The organism is Paenibacillus sp. J2R1T-4 (assembly GCF_059692235.1).
Map to the genome: position 1 here is coordinate 1 of NZ_JCAUBA010000030.1, position 17466 is coordinate 17466.

Below are 17466 nucleotides of genomic sequence, written 5' to 3' on the forward strand. Positions count from 1 at the left end.
TACTTCCATCTCTGAAAAGGAAGCTTCTTAAGCATGACCACTTTTTAGTATAAGGTATGGGTTTAAATAATTTAAGAGAAAAATGTTGACAAACTATTAGCTGGTTTTAGCGTAACAAGAATGGGTCTTAGCGTTTTGAGATTATCTTCTAGGTCCTCCACCGATAATGTGATGATTCACAGCGCCAATGTGCAGTTTTACAGTTGAATATGCCCTAAAATCTCCTGTACCAATCGCTTCAAAAGTTTGAGTCTTATTACCAAAATCATTCCCGGTTATGACAACTTCACCAATCTTTTCAGCTTTATCATTATAGAAGGATAAATTGGCTCCAATCATATTCTTTTCATTACCCGTATTCTCCATTTTCAATTGATAAGTAACCTTTGTATTTTCCCCATCCTTAATTAGTATTAAATTTCCAACAGATATACTACTGTTATACTCTGGATCTATTATGTCTAGGTTTCCATTTTTAACATAAATCATTTCTGTTTCAGAATCATAATCGATTGCTGCCCCTATATTTTCGGCTACAAAGCGAATCGGTACATAAGCATGACCATCATAATTAAGTACCTTGTATTCTTCGCCTACTTCGACGTTATTCCCATTGAACTCAAATTTTACAGGAAATAAAAAAGTTTGGATCGATTCCGAGGCGTACGCCACTGTTGAAGCAGAAATTACGATACCGAAAGCCGCACCTATTATAAACTTTTTCATATTACATTTTCCTTCCATTTTTAGTATTTTTATATTAGACGGTTTAATCCCCCTTTTGTTGCGAATAAACCTTCTTCTTCTCCTCCACCAGCCATAAAAATAATTGAGTTATCCTGCTCGTTACTTCAACGAGGCCACCGAATCATGCCGGTGGCCCCGTTCAGGTTGGGCTATAGTCACCCGTTTGTTCAACGTAACTTTAATTAAGAAAGTCGAATATATGTTTAAACATCACTTTACGGTTTTTGGGGAGTGCATGTGTATCATTATCAAAAATGGTAAGCATACATTCCGTTCCGTTCGAAGTCACGTTAAAATAAATCTCATTAACGTCAGAATTCGTGGCAGTGGTGTCCCTGCCGCCATGAAGAATTAATAGCGGAGTTTTAATATGATGCGCCTGGATGATAGGGTTTCTCTCTATTATCGCTTGTTCTCTTTCTACTGGATCATTTGGGTAGGCGATTGGTAGCCATGCACCAAGATACTCGATCCTAGTTAATGCCCACAAGATGATCCCGCGTTCCCAAGGTACATTATTTTGCGCCATCGCCAGCAGAGTCAAATATCCGCCATAGCTAAAGCCCGCAATAAATAATCGTTGATTCACCCCAAAACGGACTTTCCAGTCCTGACCACACGCCACGACATCCCAAACATCTGCCCTTCCTAGTTCTCCCACATTGGCTTTTGCGTGCTCTCCTCCATAGCCTTGTTTCCCTCTATAACTGGGCATGATCACTTCGAAACCTTCCTGTAAAAAACGGTCAACTAAAAAATAGTCAGGATCAACCTTACCGTTGGGTCCGCCGAAATTAAGCAAAATTGCTTTGTTCTTAGGGTGATGTGGAATGACACGAAGGACTGGGACTTTCCGACCGTCTAAGGATGAAATCCAGTACTCCTCTCGGTCGGCATATAGAATCGCTTTCTCTTTACCCTTCATTAGAACTTTCGAGGAATTGTTTGCCGGTTCAAATAGGTAGATCTTACTATCAGCACCAAGAAACAAAAAACTGCCATTGTCTCTATTCGAGGTAACTAGTGAACATCACAGGCCTCCTTGCGTTGATCATATTCTGCGGCTAATAGGTCCAGCGGTACAAATCGTTTCCACTGCTAAAATACACGTTCCCGTTGGAATCGAGTGCAGCGCTGTTCACGGCGCCGGTCCCGGTGAAGAGTGTAGTGACTCCCTTCGTGGTCGTATCTATGCTGAAGAAATGCGTCTTGATCGTACCGAATATCTTGTTGCTGCCCGCCCGTCCGAGCACGAGAGAGCCGTCTCTTGTAATTTGCGTGGTGGACGTGTAGCTCACATCGGTGAACTTCTGTACATGATACTCCACCGTATTCGTTGCCGGATTGAACACGAAGAGATAGCCTTCCGACAATCCCCATATTTTGTTGTCCGGACCGACCGTCAACGCTGTAATTCCCTGCGAGGAAACCGGCATCGTATATGTGGTATAAGCGCCTGTTGCGACGTTCAGCTTGACCAGCTTAGCCTCCGTGGCGACCGGAGTCGTGTTCTTGCCGCCCCCGATTGTAGATCCCGCGTACACATAGCCATCTAGATAAGCTACGGAGACTATACTCTGGTTCGGGACGATGTTGTAGAACACCTGCCCCGTACCCGTCAACGTATCGTAGATGGTCAGCGCGCCCTCCAGGTCTCCAGAGCCCGCCACCGTGCCTATAAATATTTTATTATCCCCTTGCGCCATCCCATACGGTCGTTCCTGATGGTCAGAGGTTCCTAAATCCAATATTTTAGTTCGGTTAGCCCAGCCCGCTGTCAGATTATATTTGTATATATTGGCAGATGGGTAACCGCCCAGAAACAAGTTGTTGCCCTGCGCTATCATGCCTTCCAGCTGAGAGATGCCATACAGCTCCTGGTTCTGGTCGCTTCGCATCGGAGTGTAGATCCCCAAATTGCCGGAGAGGAAGCCGCCTGTGTACACTTTGCCATCCGGACCTGTTCCTACTGTGCTGATATCGGTCGGAACCCCTGAAATGCTAGTGAGGAGCGTTTCGGAGCTCATCTTGGTCGTTGGATTGTATCGGAACAGCATGATCTGCCCGGAATAAGGACCTACCGCTACAAGTGATTGGCCCGGGTAGTTCACCTGATCATCGAGTGTGGCGATTCCCCATGCATATCCACTAACAACTGAGGTAAAAGTCGATCCGTCGGGATTCAAAGTAGGAGCAATCGTCTTAGTAGAGATATCGTATGATTTCAGGGTACTGTCGACAAAATAGACTTTGCCATTCAACTCTGGGGACACCCCGTAATCGCCTAAATTCAATTTCGTACATAGCGCCACACCCCCTGCACGCATTTTGGCTAACACGCGGCTAGGTTTCATGGCATATGGGGTCCCTTGCATCGATAACTCTCCTCCTTAGGTGTAATGGCCTCCTTACCCAGAGGCTGAATGTCTGCAGGTCCACTTCATTATCCACGAGCGGCTCATCTACGAAGATTGGCAACCTTGCCTCTACGAAGGGGCGCCAGCGTTCTACATGCTCGTGTCCCTTACCCGTCGAGATAATAACGTCATCCTATTAACTCTGCGTCAAATTGAGTTCGTATACCTTGGCTCGTGCATTTGCCTCCAGCTTCCTTCAGATTCTGCCTCGCGGCAGATACCCTTGCTTTAGGCAAACGGTAGGCGATCGCCAGCCCCCATTCAGGACTTTCACCCTAGAGATGATGCCCATGCTGGGCGTACATAAAAACAGGGAGATTCGACGTTAGTCGCACTCCCTCGATAATACTCCACTGATCGACTTCGTTATCGGGAAAGCGGATTAGGCCTACCAAGTTTCTGCCCAATAGCGGTCCCATTAGAGAAGCCGCTGAAAGCCCTTGAGCGCAACGCCTCCACACATGGCGGCATCGATGTTGTCATTTCGCAGCGTTTCATCGATAACATCGAACACTGCGCCGATCGCTGCATCATACTTGTCGACGATGTCATCGTTGTGCGCAAGCGTAGGATAAATCGATGTCCCCGCCAGGAATCCGCGGTCCAGCATCAGTTGTGTGTACAACGTGCGCAGCTTGTCCGCTTCCGCGTGGCGGAAGCTGAAATGGGCGAGGCACGGGTAGGTGTCTCCCGTTTGCACCGGCAAACCAAGGCGGTCCGCATGCTGACGCCAACTCGTCAGAATGCGGCTGCCGACATGCGTGACATGCGACGGCACGTCGATTGCGGCCAGCTTGCGCAGCGTGGCGACAGCCGCGGCGGGGCCGACGCTTTCCGTCCAATACGTGCTGCTGATGAACGAATCGCGCGCTCCTTGCATCGCATCCGTGGTGCCGATGACCGCCCCGATCGGATGGCCGTTGCCGAGCGCTTTGGCGAAGACGGCGATGTCAGGGTTGACGCCGAAGCCGAGATGGGCGCCGCCGCGCTGCAGCCGGAAGCCGATGGTAATTTCGTCGAAGATGAGTAGCGCGCCGCAGCGCCGCGTCGTTTCGCGGACAAACGGCAAAAACCCCGGCTCCGGATCACCGTTTCGGCATGGCTCCATGATGACGGCAGCCAGTTGGTCGCCGTACTGGTCGACGATGCGCTGCAGCGCATCGCAATCGTTGTAGGCGAACGTCAGCGCCGTCGCCCGCAGTTCACGGGGAACGCCAAGCGGGTTCAAGCCATCTAGCAGATGACCGCGGAGCGCGTCGCTTTCGCCCAGGTTCGCCGCCAAGTACCAGTCCGGCCAGCCGTGGTAGCCGCAGATGGCGATGACGGAGCGGTCCGTCGTGGCGCGCGCAATCCGAACCGCCACGGCGCAGCTGTCGCCTCCGCCTCGCGTGAAGCGGGCTTGCTCCGCCCACGGATGGAGCGCACACAACATGTCCGCAAGTTCCACTTCCTCCGGCGGGTTGAGCGTGCTCATACTGCCCAGATTGACCCGGCGCACGACCGCGCGGGTCACGTCATCATCACGATAGCCGAGCAGACACGTACCGATCCCATTCGTGGACATGTCATAGAAATGGTTGCCATCCAGATCCCAAACCTCGCAACCCCGCGCTTCGCTGAAGTAGGCCGGCCAGCGGCCCGGCGCCATATTTTCCGGCCGTTTGCTAAGCAGTTGAACGCCGCCCGGAATGCGCGTTTTTGCATAGGTGTACAACGACTCCGTCACATTACCTGGCTCAGACAGTAGGCCGACCAACCGGGAGCTATTTCGATAAAAGATATCGTCTTTATCTTCGTCATTCAATCCCAAGTCATTGATCGCGGTGCGCAGTGCCCGCAGCGACTCGATACCAGACAGAATCGGATGCCCGAGATGGGCCGCCTTGTCCCTGTCTCCGACGAAGTTGTTGTCGAGCCATACGAACCCATCACCGACCGTTACCGCCCTGCGGCGAATGTGTGAGACGGGAAAGCCGCTGCCCCACAACAGCTTGCGAGGGCCGAACTGCTGCAAAATGACTTTTATTACTTCCGGCTCGCAAATGGCCGACATATCGAAGAAGACGTTCTCCAGTCCGCGCAGCCCGACGATCCCCTTCTCCGGGTTCAGGGCGTCGAAACAGCGCGCCGCATGCGTCAAAATCAGTTTCATCCGCGGATACCGCGTGCACAGGTCGCGAATTTCCTGTACATTGTCGGTATCAGCAAGCGCCCCGTCCTTAACCAAGTGCAGCATGACGGACATACCACGTGAATTGGCTTCCTCCCACATCCAATCCGGGCAAAACGACTCGATTGACGACTGCCAAGTCGGCTTCTCTTTGCTATAAAGATGATGTATCTTGAAGCCGACGATTTGCGGATGAACCAGAAAGGAGGTAAACTCCTCCAGCCGGTCTTCCGGGGTAACAATGATCAGCCCGCGGGAGGCAGGCTCCAGTTCCAATTGCGCTATCAAATAATAGTTTTGCGCGCGCAGGTCCGCCGATAGCATCGAAATAGGGAAAAACAAACCACCCGTAAGCCGCTCCTCTCCCCCCATTAGCGGAGCCAAGAGCTCTCGCCACGTCTGGATGGTCACATCGGCCGGCCCTTCCGACCAGAAGCCCGGGTCGGTCAAATGTAAATCCGCCTGTCTGTAAATATGTGTATGGACATCAAACATTCGATCAGGCAAAAATGCTTCCAGTTCCTTGGCCGCCTTACGGTCATGTTCAAGAACTACCCAGTCCGGGTTCGAATACAGTTTTGTTTCCATGGTTTCGCCTCCACTTGTCTCTCATGGTTGGGGATCTTTACATATTACGAAAATAAAGATATAGAGAATCGGAGGGAAGGACAGAGCTCAGCTGCACCCGCCTGCCTGCAGTGCGGCGGCCCGCCTTGCCCCAGACGCCGTAGTCGTAGACGTAGACGATAACAGGTTATCGTCCCTGCCACCGAACTCATTATAGGGCACTATCCGACATGTCACAGGTCAATTCGAAGCAACTACTCAGTCACTCTTTTCGATTAAATGTGACGTTAGCGGAAGGTTTTCAAGTCGATCGGCATTCAGACGCGCTTTAGCGCTTCACCGACCGTTATGTTGAAAAAACCGATTGATCTAGGGTGAGTTCGTCGGATCAATCGGTTTTATATAACCTGTACACATTGCGGAGTACCAAGCTCAACTGCCGGTCGAATAAACCAGGCGGTATTCGGACGGCGTCATGCCCAAAATCTCATTAAATACGCGGTTAAATGTGCGGTAAGAGTCGAAGCCGACTTCCGCCGAAATGTCGATAACGGTCATAGTCGTCGTCAAGAGCATCGTTGCGGCTCTTTGAACCCGGAGTGAATGAAGATATTCCAAGTAACTTTTCCCAACCTGCGCTTTAAAGATGCGGCTTATTCTGGAAATGCTAACGCCCATTTCCTTGGCGATCATACCGAGACTCATTTCGTCTGCGTGGTGGAGATGGACATGATGAATGACATCCCATTTCGTCTTCGTCAATTCCGACTTCTTCCCGGCGGATGCAGTCAAAGAGGAGGCAAGCGCCGCGCGTATGTACACGAGCAGCGCCTCAATCAATTTGCTCCGAATGATCGTATTTCTCCCCAAATTCGATGCCTCCCATTCGCCGAACAGCGCTCCCAGAATCGTCTCCATGCTCCTCGCTTGATCGGGAGGCAAGTCGACGTAAGATGTCATGTCGACACCAGCGCGAAACAAATATTTCATGAGCTCCGCATCGATCGGCGAATCGTACAACAACCTGAGATCGAACATGCAGGAATAAGTCACCAAGGGGGTTCTGGGAATGATTTCATGAAGGTGATGAGGAAGCAAGAACGTAACAGAGCCGGCACCCAATCTATGCTCCATCCCATTGAGCATTTCACTGCCTTCCCCCCCTGTGATGAACATGAGTTCCGCAAAATCGTGATAATGGTGAGGGTACCGCCAGTCAAGCGCATAATGAAACATGTAGAATGGTATATCGGTATGAAACCTCTTTATTTCTTCCATGACATCGACGTATTCTGGCAGCCTTTTCATGCGAAGTCTCCTTATCAGGGAAATGTATCGATACAGAAATTACCTTCTTGTTTAACTAACCGTTTCTACTCGGCCTGGCAATTTAAATCCCCTATTCCTTTTCCCATGGAAGAAATGGCCTGTTATTTGATCGGAAATGTCCCATACCGACTCGAAGTCCGGCTTTTAATACATTCGAAGCGGTTGATAACGCTTCCACCCACAAAGAATGGAGAGCAACCACGATCCTATGCGTATTCGGTTTGGATGGAGGACTGTTTGATGATTAAAAAAGCCACTGCGGAGCAACACAGGGGGACGAGTCAACGTAAAAATTGTTGACTCCTCCAGCACGGGGGCATACGGCATTCGAAGTGACTACCTGCCGGCACTAGCTGGTAAGTCCTATTTCGCTTTCTGTATAATGGAGTCAAAAATTTCGAGAATGCGATCTCCGACAGCTATGGCAATATTTACTTCAATATGGGCAACGAGCTATTCCGATGGGCTAACTGACAGCGTTTCGCATTGAAGAATGCTCCTTTCCAGCAGCCACACCGGAATGGAGCATTTGTAACTGGACGATGCTGGCTGCATCTGTGAGAAATGCGCCACCTAGCAAGTTATGGCCTCGGATATCGAGATGAAGATGTTGTCATTCAGCGTTCGTTCGCAGGCTACGACTTTATAGCATGTGCTGGTAATAAGCCACTCCCGGCTCGCCGCCGCCATACACCAACTCCGGATTACCGTCCCCATCCAAATCGAGCAGCCTTTTGAAGAGCGTCATGTCCGGCAGTGTTCCTACCAAAACGAGCGCACTACCACTAGGTACAACCTCCAGCTTATAGATGCGGGCAAAAGAATCCAGCACGGACCAAACGACGATTTCCCGCTCTCCATCACCGTCCAGGTCAACCGTCTGCAGTTCGACCATTCGGTTGGTGACAAGTGGACACGGATCCCCTATAAACGGCATACACGCATAGGGCTCCAAAATCGGCAACCCTTCCAAATCGATGCCCCGATGCAGCAAATAATAGATGCCGGCACCGGGATTCGGATCGAATTCGAAGCCGCGCTGATAAGTCGCACCGCCGACCAACAGATCCTCCCGTCCGTCGCCGTCGAGGTCAATGCCGATCGCGCTAAGTCGGTTGTGAATGCGGATGACGCTCCCACCGCTATCTTTCAGCGGTCCCACCGACCGGTAATGGAATTGCCCGTTCTTACCGACCGCTCCCTCATCGACGAGCAGGTACAGCAGCCCTTTGTCAGTACCGACGATCATGTGCTGCCTGCCACTACCGTCATAGTCCCAGAGGGCCGCCGAATGCACCCCGCATGCGGGAGACACCAGAGGGTCAGTCTCGCCTTCAACGTAAAAAGATCCGTGCTGATCGGTGATCTCGGTCGAGGCTGTCGACAAGCGGATGCCCTCTTCCGTGTCGATGATTCGGCGTACTGTCCAATCGCTGAAACCGACGTCGAGCAAATACCTATTCCCTTGATGCCTGTCCAACAGCACAACTGAATAATGGTAGCCGCATGAGATCGCGTGTTCCCCGCTGACAAAACCAGAAAACGAATACGCCGGCACAACGCGTTCCGGATGCGTGTTCGTCAGCCGCGCGATATAATTGCCGGACGTCAACAGCACTTCATCGTATCCCTGCTCCTGGTCGACGATCAACTTGTCGTGGAAACTGAACGGATGCAACCCTCGCAGGCCGTTTAGCTCGACCTCGCCCAGTTGACGAAACACGGGCTGCTCGTCTACGCCGCCGTTCACTCGTTCCAGATAGTACGCCTTTGGCTCCTCATAGCCGGTCAGCACCAGCAAATCATCGGTACCCGTCAACTTATTGCGATAAACGACAGGCTTGACATTGCCGCCAGCAAACCGATTGCCGTTCTCAACACCGATCCCAAGCAGAAACGGTACACCGTTCTCATCCGTTATTTTGCTAGCCGGCCGCGCATAGCGCGTGCCGAACTGATCGCGGTAGCGCTGACCGTATTCCGCTGCGCCCTCTGCCGGCTTCTCGTAGGCAATGCCTGTATATGAGGGCCGGCTGCCGTCCATCGACACGTCAGGCATCCACCACAGATTACCGGCCATGTCGCCGACGATCAAGTCGGTCACGCTGCGATGCGGGTTCGGGTACAAGACTGGATATGCATAGTTATAGAAATGCGGATCGGAATAGCCGCTAAGCGAATCCGTCATATGGTACGGGTTGTCATAAGGCAAATTGAACGGAAGCCCACTGTCTCGATCGACAATTAGTCCCGAGTAGCTGAAAGCGATCGGCGATTCATCCGTCCGACGCTCGAGCAGATGCAGGAACCCGTGCCGTTCGGAGACGACCGCATCCTCATACCCGTCATGGTTCCAATCGGCCAGGCAGAACAGTTGGAGCTTGCCCCCGGCCTCGTATGCAAGTGCCGGTACGGCGTGCAGTTCAAGATCTGTCATCCCCTCGTATGCGTAAATGCCTTCCCAAGCCCGTGAGAGCAGCAATCGCTTGCTGCTCTCGCCCGTTCCGGAAATGATTGCGCCAGCCATGCTCAGCCCGAACGAAATCGGACCGAATTCACTGCGCATCGGAATTTTTTCACCATATACGATTGGTTTCCATATGTTCATCGCATTCCCTCCCCAGAGTTAGCCTTTCATCGAACCCAGCATAATGCCTTTAATGAAATAGCGCTGGATCCACGGATAAACGAGCACGATCGGTCCAATCGACAGCAGCGCGATCGCCGAGCGTACGTTCAGCAGCGACAGTTGCGCCTGCTCCGCTGTCTGGTTGAGCGATACTGCATTGTTAACCGACATATCGACGGCGGTCAGCATCTCACGCATGATGACCTGGATCACGATCAGCTTGCGGTCGTGGATGTAAATCATGGCGTCGAACCAGGCATTCCAATGGCCGACGGCGGCCCAGAGGGCTACAGTTGCGAGCACCGGTACGGATACTGGTACGACGATTCGAAACACGAGCCGGAAGTATCCCGCACCGTCGATGAGCGCGGACTCCTCCAGCGCCGGATCAAGTGACATGAAATAATTTCGCATAATGATAATGCTGAAGACCGCAACAGCTCCGGGTATTATCAGTACCAGAAAATTATCGATCAGCCCGAGACTGCGGATCAGTAGATATGTCGGGATCAGTCCCCCGGCGAAAAACATCGGGATGATGAAATACGTTGTTATCCAGCCGCGCAACGGCAAATCCCGCTTCGCCAGCGGGTAAGCGGCCAGTATCGTAAACAGCAGCTCAAGGGAGGTGCCGGCGACGGTACGCAGCAACGCATTGACGTAAGGACGGAAGATCTCTTCATAAGAGAACAGAAACCGGAAGGCGCTGACGGACCATACCTTCGGCCATACGTGAAAGCCGAGCGAACTAGCTTCCTTACCCGTTGAAAAGGCAATCACGACAATTTGCCAGAACGGATATAAAATCAGCAGCGAGAAGGAGAGCAGCAGCGCGTAATTGACGATATCAAACCAGCCCATACGCGTGCGTGCGTTGCGGCGTACTATCAGCGACGCCAGGTCGGCATCCCTTTTCATATTCGCCATATCACCACACTCCGTAATCGCTGCGCCGGCGTACGATCTGGTTAACGGTCACCAGAAACACGAGGCCCACCACATTTTTGAACAGGCCGACGGCGGCGGAATAATCGAACCGGAACTGCTCGAGTCCTACCCGGTACACATACGTATCGATAATGTCGCCTACCTCGTAAACGAGCGGATTGTACAAATTCAGCACCTGATCGAAGCCTCCGGACAGGATGCTGCCCAGCCTTAGCAGTAACATGATCATAATGACCGGCGTCAGCGACGGCAAGGTGATGGAAATCATTTTTTGCCATCGGTTGGCGCCGTCCGCTTCTGCCGCTTCGTACAGCTCCGGCGAAATCGCCGATATAGAGGCCAAGTAGATGATCGACGCCCAGCCGACTTCCTTCCAAGTATCGGTTATGATCAACAGAGGGACGAAATACTCTTTCTGCGACAAAAAGTGGATCGGGGTGCCGCCGAACTGAACAATGAGATAATTCACGACACCCCGTTCCGGCGAAAACACTTCGACCACCATCGAGGCGATCACGACCCAGGAAAGGAAATGCGGCAAATAAGAAATGCTTTGTAACAGCCGTTTGAACCGATGATGAACTACTTCGTTGATCAACAGCGCGAACATGATTGACAGGGTAAACCCGACGATCAGTCTCAGGAAGCTGATAATGAACGTATTGCGAAGCGCCCGCAAAAAAGCGAAATCCTCGAACATCATGCGAAAATGTGCCATATGATTCCATGGGCTGTCCCAAATGCCGAGCCCCGGCTTATACGCTTTGAACGCCACAATCACACCGTACATCGGCGCGTAATGGAACACGGCCAGATGGACGACCGGGAGCAACAGCATCAAATAAAGTGCTCGCATGCGAAACATTTTGCTGCGTACCGACTTCGTGCGTGTCGCCATCTTACTACCTCCTTCCGGGGCTTGCCGCAATTGCGGAGCCCGCTTCACTCACTCTGAGCCTTATGCGAGGATGGCAAGGGCTACGTCCATGCACCGACGGACGCCGCCCCGCTACCCTACTTACCACAACGGCCATGAGGCCGCATCGATATTATTTCTTTAATAGATCCGACACAGTGGGGGCCTTCTCAAGTTCAACAAGCAGTTCGCTTCCGCCCGAGGACAGCCAGTTTTTCACATACCCATCCCAGTCTTTGGTCACATCCACTTCTCCCGTCACCGCTCTATAGAAAAATTCGTCGCGGATCGTGTTCAACTTTGCTCCGTTAGTGGCAAGCAGATCCCTATACTTCGTTTGGTTTAGGCGGTCGGCCTTGTACGGTCGAATCAGCAAACTTTTGCCTTCCGGCGTCGCCGTGTACATGTCATTGAGTTTGCGCTTTGAAGCCAGATCCAGGTAGCGGCTCGTCGGTCCGGAGCGGATGACGAAATTGTAGTACGTCGATCCTTTTGGCTCGAGTGCAATGTTCGGCTTGGCGATAACCGCTGAATCGTAAGGTGTACCTTCCCAGTCGAAGTCCGTACCCGCGACACCGAACGTCGCCAGCACTTGCATCTCCTTGTCAAAATTGATGTATTCGAACATCTGTAACATGCGGATCAACTTCTCGTCGGATACACCTTTACGAACGACCATTTGATAAATAAAATTGTCCACCGGCGTTTCAGCGGGTATGAACTGTGCGCCGTTCGCGCCGACCGGTGGAGGCGAGATCAGGAATTTCGCCTTCGGATCCTTCAAGGCAAGGATGCCCGGCGGACGCCCATTCGTGTAAGGAATCATGGCGACTGCGTCGGCGATAACCGGCGTAATGCCGAATTTGCCGGCTGCGTACTTCTCCCAGGTCTTGGCCAGATTGAGCGTCGTAAACTCGGGATCGATGTAGCCCTTTTTGTACCAGTCATTAAGCTGCTTCAGCAGCGATTTGTACTTGGAACTGATGTTGTATTCGACGACCTTGCCGTTCTCTTCGACGTTGTAGCCCCAACCGAAGCCGAATGTGCCGGCATACGTATTCAGCGCGTAGTTGAGCGCATTCGTGTTGAGTTCAATCGCATGCGTGTCCTTCTGGCCGTTGCCGTCCGGATCGCCATTGACGAAGGCGTCCATAATTTTTTCTTCTTCCGCCAGCGTAAACGCTTGCTTCGTAAAGAAGATACGAGACAGTTCGCCGGAATCGCCCATCGGTGTCAACTGTCCCTTCGGTGCAATGCCTACCTTTTCCAACCAATCGAGCCGATAAGCATGTAGCCAACCGACGTTGCCCGACGCTTCCGCATAACCGGTAAGGGCGATAACCGCATCTTCATTATTCGCCTTATTCACCTTCCAGCCGGTCGGCTGACTGCTCAGCAGCGCGAAGTAGTGGGGGGCGTACTTCTTGATCATGTCGATTGGAATCGTCCGTGTCAGCTGATCTGAATACATTTTGTACGGATCGACATACGTAAACGACAGTTCCGGCAATCCACCCGAGGCGATCATTAGATTCGCCTGATCGGCATTGTTAATGTCTACTTTTTTGTTGATCAACTTGACATTGAACTTTTCCTCGAGTTTTTTCTGCACCGGATTGCCGTCTTCGATTTTGCCTCTTGCCCCTACGCCAAGCCACTCGATCTCGAGCTTCTTGGATAGATCGGCGCCGCTGGCCGCCGGACTGGCCGCTGCCGTCGCAGCCGGGCTTGCGCTTTCCTTGCCGGTGCCTGAGTCCGCCGGTGACTTGCTGCAGCCAACGATCGCCAGCATAACTGCAATCAGTCCAGTCCCAGTTTGTACTAACCGTTTCTTGTTCATTTCATCCGCCCTTCCTCTTTTTGATTTTGGCCTTACCTTCTCAGTATAAAAAGCGGGAAAGGGCGTTACTTTAAAAATCATCAGCTCTTGTTAGCAAAATGTTCAGCACTTTCGTGCAGGTACGGCAGATGTAGGACAACTGACGTCCCTTCCCCCGCGTTACTATCGACGGTGAGGCCGTAAGGCTGGCCAAAATGCAGGCGGATGCGGCTGTGCACATTGTACATCCCGACATGCCCACGAACGCCCGAATCCTGCTTCAGCTCCGCTTGCAGTGTGCACAGTCGCTCCTCCGCGATACCCGAACCATTGTCAGCTACCTGCAGTAGCAGCACGTCATCCTCCCGACGGCACGAGACGACGATGCGCAGCGTCCGTTCTCCCGTCTGTTGGTTGTGGCGGATCGCATTTTCGATGAGCGGCTGCAGCAGCATTTTGACCACCGTGCAGTGGTTCAGCGCAGCGTCCTCTTCCCAGTTGAAAACGATCTGATCGCCGAAGCGGAAACCCATGATGACGGCATACGCTTTGGCGTACTCCAACTCTTCTCGTAGCGTCGTAAATGGATTGTCCTTGCCCATTGCGAAGCGGAACAGCCTGCTGAGCAATCCGATCATCTCCACGGCGCCGTCTCCGTCTCCTTCTTCAATCGCATACATGATGTTTTCCAGCGTGTTATGTAGGAAGTGAGGATTAATTTGCGCCTGTAGAGCATCGATCTGCAGCACCATCTGGCGGCGGTTGGCCAACACCCGTTCACCCACCAGTTGCTCGATTCGTTCGAGCATTCGGTTGAAAGACATCTGCAACTGGCCGACCTCGTCGATCGCATAGGATTCCTCGTGGATTGGCCCTATCGGTCCATCCGGCTGATGCAAGAAAAACCGGGCGTGCATGGCTGCAAACGGGCTCAACAAGTACTGTGATAGGCCGTATGCAAACAACATCGCCAGCAGCAGAACGATGATCATCAAATAAATATCGTCGTAGATAATTGTCTCGGCTTGCCCGCGCATCGCCGCATAATCAAAGTGCGACACAAGATACCACGGCAAATCTCCAATCCTGCTGGCAAAATACATGGTCGTATCCCCTTCTGCCGTATACCCATTCAACTGATCCACGGGCAACGATAGCGGTGCGGAAGAGCCGATCTTCTCCGGATCGGGATGGGACAGGATGCGTCCATTCTTGTCGGCGATGAATGAGGTCCCCCCATAAGATTGCAGGGAAGCGTATAGGTTGGACCAATATACCTCCGCCACATCGACTGAAAGAAATCCGACTGGGCTGGCCGCCGTCCGGCTCAAATCAACAATCGCCATGCCAATACTGATCGCGGTTGAGCCACTACCGGCCTGCGCATAGTAGTACAGGTTCCGGCGCTCCGTATGCATCTGAAGGTAGAATGGTTCCGGCAGCCGGTTGTTCCACGGATTGCGGCTTGCAAACAGCAAGCGGTTGTCGGCGGTGTAGATCGCTACGGTATCCTGATCGAGCGGAGACGTACGGAGAGCCATCATTATCGGTGCGAACGGCTCCACATCTTCCCGCAGTTTGACGAATCGGATGACGCTCGAGTCGTAGGCGAGCCGGGCGAGCACGTTTTTTTTCTGCTCGACGAAAAGCTCGATCCGGTGCACCGTCTTCTCGAACGTCGCTTCGTAGGTACGCCGCAGCTCCTGCGATATGATCTGGGTTGAGTGCCGGAAGACGAGTACGACGAACAGGATGATCGGCAACAAGATAGTCGCCGTGAAATAAAAAAACAACCGGTCGCGCATCGTGACTCGCGATCGTTTCGGATTGGCGCCTGTCGGCTGTCTCCAACGGTCGCGCAGCTGGTGGTACCGTCCCATCGAGCGGATCAAGGCGTGCAACGGGCGCAGCATTTGGTCTCGCAGCAGTGTTGCCAGCACGAATGAAAGCAAGGCGCAGCCGAACAAAGCAAGGGCGAAAAATGCGCCGATCGTCGGCAACTGGGGGCGGAGCACATTGTCAGATGAATTGGCAAAGACGAGGTACAAGTTGGAGAAGCCGATATCGCGTGTATAATAGTGCTTGCCTTTCCACCACTTACCCGTCGTCCAGAGTGCTGGCGCATGCAATGCCGCGACATCGGCCGCCACACCAGCGCCGCGGGACAGTACGTTCCCATCACTATCAACAATCGCGATAGCTTCGTCGTAAGGAATACGGTGCTTCAAATTGTCCGGCGCAAGTTGAATGATAATCATGCCGTGGCCGCCGCTTCCAAACGACGGAACAGAGCCCGCCAGGTAAGCGACCTGGTTGAGTCGATCCAGGTTACCCCGCAGCTGCGGCTCCGTTACATCAGCACGAGTCAGGCCCAGGGCGGTATAGGTCCCTCCTGCAGGAACGAGCCGAATTTGCCGCATCTGGAGGAACAGATCTGGCAGACGCTTGTCCAGTGGGTATGCGAACAACGGCCGGTCGGTGCCGAATTGGGCGGATGTAGTCACCACGTCGATGCGGGCGATAAAATCGTTATCTTTCCTGAAATTGAATAAACTCGCTTCCACGTCGAGCGAAAGCGTAACCCGCTCGTAGGAGGAAGCTTCCGATCCGGCGAGCCGATTGATTGTGCCTAAGAACGCCTCGTTACCACGCAACCCCTCCAGCGCCTGATAAACATCCTCGAACTGTTTTTTCGTATCGGCGGTCGTCTGACTCAGTTTGATTTCGAGCAAGTCGTTCACCTTCTGGTCGATGAACGATTTGGTTTTGAAGTAGAGCACCGCGCAGACAATTATTAGCAGCACAGATACCGTCAGCAGCGAAGACAGCATGAGGAACCGCGTTAGTGGAACGGGGCGCTGGTTCACCCACCATCCTCCTCCACCCATGCAGCGGCAGTGCCATTCGTTGACACGGACGCCTTGCCTTTTTGGTACTCGCGGGGAGTAACGCCAGTAATTTTTTTGAACACTTTGTTGAAGTAGGAGAAGCTGGCGAACCCGACGCTGAAGGAAATATCGCTGATTTTGACGTCCGTGCGAAGAAGCAGCTCCCTCGCCCGGGCAATGCGCAGTTCGTTCAAATAATCGACGAAGCTGTGTCCGGTCTCGCGATTGAACAGCGAGCTGAAATAATTCGGGTTCAGGTGGAGATGGCCCGCCACATCTTCCAAACGGATCTTATTCTCGTAAAATTGATCGATGTACCGCTTCGCTACCTTAATGTACAGGTTGCACTCCAGTTGCGTCCTTGCCCCTGCACTACTTTCCCCGGTTCCAGAGATTGCGGGATCGCTGCCGAAGGCAGGAGATCTGCCTGCTGACTCTATCCCTGCCGCCTTCGACGGCGACGTGCTGAGATCGCGTGCGATCTTCCCGAACAACTGCTGGAATTCCCGCCGAATGAGCGGCTTCAGCATATACCCTCGCACATCGAAACGAATGGCTTCCTGCGCGTAAGCAAAATCGTCGTACGCGCTCATGATCGCCGTCCGAATATGCGGGTATTCGCGATGGATGCGCTCCACTAACTGAAGCCCGCTCAGTCCCGGCATCCGGATGTCGGTTAACACCAGATGCGGCTGCAACTGGCGGATCAGACGCCATGCATGCTCGCCGTTGTCGGCGCTTCCGACTACTTCGAAGCCGAACTCATGCCAAGGCATCTTGCTTGCAACGCGCTCGCGAATTTTTTTCTCGTCATCCACGATGAGTGCCCGATACATCCTGCTCCCCTCCTTATCTCCTCAGTTGTGTATAGGATAAAGTGTGTCTTTATCATTATTATCACAGGCGCTGACAATCGGATAACGCTGCCAGTACTTATAGTACAAGTATAAAACATTGCCGGCTCCAAACTAATAAAATGTTCAGCTTTCTATAGCAAAATGTTCAGGTTTTCTATGGAGATTCGAAAAGAACGCTG

The 17466-nt window shown here is 52.5% G+C and carries 12 protein-coding genes; 1 reads left to right on the top strand and 11 read right to left on the bottom strand.

Annotated elements, in window-relative coordinates; all coding sequences use genetic code 11:
• Positions 1-141: 141 nt before the first annotated feature.
• From AC58QD_RS30245 to AC58QD_RS30285, 9 genes are all read right to left on the bottom strand, one after another.
• Complete coding sequence (locus tag AC58QD_RS30245; protein WP_497338770.1) at positions 142-726, bottom strand: stalk domain-containing protein; 585 nt, start codon at positions 724-726, stop codon at positions 142-144.
• Between the two features lie 199 nt (positions 727-925).
• A complete protein-coding gene (locus AC58QD_RS30250) occupies positions 926-1672 on the bottom strand; it encodes an alpha/beta hydrolase family protein (RefSeq protein ID WP_497338771.1) in 747 nt (248 codons plus the stop codon).
• A 139-nt stretch (positions 1673-1811) separates the two neighbouring features.
• Positions 1812-3122 (bottom strand): NHL repeat-containing protein, encoded by a 1311-nt coding sequence (locus AC58QD_RS30255; RefSeq protein ID WP_497338772.1) that lies wholly within the window; start codon positions 3120-3122, stop codon positions 1812-1814.
• Positions 3123-3582: 460 nt separating this feature from the next.
• Entirely contained in the window at positions 3583-5922 is a 2340-nt protein-coding gene (locus AC58QD_RS30260; protein ID WP_497338773.1) for an aminotransferase class III-fold pyridoxal phosphate-dependent enzyme, read from the bottom strand.
• 411 nt (positions 5923-6333) lie between these two features.
• Complete coding sequence (locus AC58QD_RS30265) at positions 6334-7209, bottom strand: helix-turn-helix transcriptional regulator (RefSeq protein ID WP_497338774.1); 876 nt, start codon at positions 7207-7209, stop codon at positions 6334-6336.
• A gap of 664 nt (positions 7210-7873) precedes the next feature.
• Complete coding sequence (locus AC58QD_RS30270; protein WP_497338775.1) at positions 7874-9838, bottom strand: hypothetical protein; 1965 nt, start codon at positions 9836-9838, stop codon at positions 7874-7876.
• Positions 9839-9856: 18 nt separating this feature from the next.
• The gene (locus AC58QD_RS30275; RefSeq protein ID WP_497338776.1) at positions 9857-10786 is read right to left on the bottom strand and encodes a carbohydrate ABC transporter permease; all 930 of its coding nucleotides are present in this window, start codon (positions 10784-10786) and stop codon (positions 9857-9859) included.
• A 1-nt stretch (position 10787) separates the two neighbouring features.
• Complete coding sequence (locus AC58QD_RS30280; RefSeq protein WP_497338777.1) at positions 10788-11705, bottom strand: ABC transporter permease; 918 nt, start codon at positions 11703-11705, stop codon at positions 10788-10790.
• 151 nt (positions 11706-11856) lie between these two features.
• On the bottom strand, positions 11857-13335 hold the full coding sequence (locus tag AC58QD_RS30285) for a type 2 periplasmic-binding domain-containing protein (protein ID WP_497338778.1): 1479 nt from the start codon (positions 13333-13335) through the stop codon (positions 11857-11859).
• Between the two features lie 61 nt (positions 13336-13396).
• On the opposite strand from AC58QD_RS30285, the gene AC58QD_RS30290 reads away from it, so the two are divergent.
• Complete coding sequence (locus AC58QD_RS30290; RefSeq protein ID WP_497338779.1) at positions 13397-13612, top strand: hypothetical protein; 216 nt, start codon at positions 13397-13399, stop codon at positions 13610-13612.
• Positions 13613-13643: 31 nt separating this feature from the next.
• Here AC58QD_RS30290 and AC58QD_RS30295 read toward each other — a convergent pair whose 3' ends face one another.
• On the bottom strand, positions 13644-16409 hold the full coding sequence (locus AC58QD_RS30295) for a cache domain-containing sensor histidine kinase (protein ID WP_497338780.1): 2766 nt from the start codon (positions 16407-16409) through the stop codon (positions 13644-13646).
• Positions 16406-17266: a response regulator transcription factor gene (locus tag AC58QD_RS30300; RefSeq protein ID WP_497338781.1), complete on the bottom strand. Its 861-nt coding sequence runs from the start codon at positions 17264-17266 to the stop codon at positions 16406-16408. The genes AC58QD_RS30295 and AC58QD_RS30300 overlap by 4 nt, the downstream gene beginning before the upstream one ends.
• Between the last annotated feature and the right edge of the window lie 200 nt (positions 17267-17466).

Coding starts and splice junctions, on each gene's coding strand:
- AC58QD_RS30245 (WP_497338770.1), bottom strand. CDS start 726: ATGAAAAAGTTTATAATAGGTGCGGCTTTCGGTATCGTAATTTCTGCT.
- AC58QD_RS30250 (WP_497338771.1), bottom strand. CDS start 1,672: ATGAAGGGTAAAGAGAAAGCGATTCTATATGCCGACCGAGAGGAGTAC.
- AC58QD_RS30255 (WP_497338772.1), bottom strand. CDS start 3,122: ATGCAAGGGACCCCATATGCCATGAAACCTAGCCGCGTGTTAGCCAAA.
- AC58QD_RS30260 (WP_497338773.1), bottom strand. CDS start 5,922: ATGGAAACAAAACTGTATTCGAACCCGGACTGGGTAGTTCTTGAACAT.
- AC58QD_RS30265 (WP_497338774.1), bottom strand. CDS start 7,209: ATGAAAAGGCTGCCAGAATACGTCGATGTCATGGAAGAAATAAAGAGG.
- AC58QD_RS30270 (WP_497338775.1), bottom strand. CDS start 9,838: ATGAACATATGGAAACCAATCGTATATGGTGAAAAAATTCCGATGCGC.
- AC58QD_RS30275 (WP_497338776.1), bottom strand. CDS start 10,786: ATGGCGAATATGAAAAGGGATGCCGACCTGGCGTCGCTGATAGTACGC.
- AC58QD_RS30280 (WP_497338777.1), bottom strand. CDS start 11,705: ATGGCGACACGCACGAAGTCGGTACGCAGCAAAATGTTTCGCATGCGA.
- AC58QD_RS30300 (WP_497338781.1), bottom strand. CDS start 17,266: ATGTATCGGGCACTCATCGTGGATGACGAGAAAAAAATTCGCGAGCGC.